Origin of the sequence: Pseudoroseomonas cervicalis ATCC 49957 (assembly GCF_000164635.1) — a bacterium.
In the GTDB taxonomy this organism is placed as follows: Bacteria; Pseudomonadota; Alphaproteobacteria; order Acetobacterales; family Acetobacteraceae; genus Pseudoroseomonas; species Pseudoroseomonas cervicalis.
In genome coordinates this window covers 1-546 of sequence record NZ_GG771247.1, presented here as the reverse complement: position 1 = coordinate 546, position 546 = coordinate 1, and the positions used below count along the sequence as shown (strand labels likewise).

The following is a 546-nucleotide window of genomic DNA, read 5'->3' as shown; positions in this document are numbered from 1 at the left end:
GGCCAGCTCCAGCCGCTCGGCGCAATGCTCCAGGCGGGAGAAGGCTTCCTGCGGCAGCGCCGCATCCAGCCGGTGCAGCACCGCCTCCAGCCGCGCCGGCAGCGCCGTGTCGGGCAGCAGCCCCGGCGCCTCGCCCGGCTGCGCCTTCTCGGCCCGCTCGGCCATGGTCATCAGCCGCGCCGTGGCGGCGCCCAGCTCGGCATCCACCCAGGAGACGGTCTGCCGCAGCGAGGCGAGCAGCGCCGGCCCCTCCTCCGGCCCGGCCTGGGCGGCGCGCTCCAGCGTCTGGCGCAGCTGCTTCTCGGCGACGCGCGCCAGGCCCGAGAGCTGCGCCCCGGCCGCGACCGCGCGGCCCACCGCGGCGGTCGCCTCGTTCATCTGCAGGCGCTGCTCCTCCAGCAGCCCGCGCAGCCCGGACACCAGCTCGGGCGCCGGCACGGCCTCGCTCTCGGCCTGCGTGCCGCCCAGCAGGGTGCGCAGCATCTGCAACCCGCTGCCCAGCGCCAGCAGCGCCGCGACCGTGGCACTGGCCAGCGCCGCCGGCAG

General features: G+C 78.4%; 1 protein-coding gene. It reads right to left on the bottom strand.

Features of this window, described 5'->3' with window-relative positions; translation table 11 throughout:
• On the bottom strand, positions 1–546 hold a 546-nt coding region (locus tag HMPREF0731_RS22815; RefSeq protein WP_040614607.1), incomplete at both ends, for a hypothetical protein.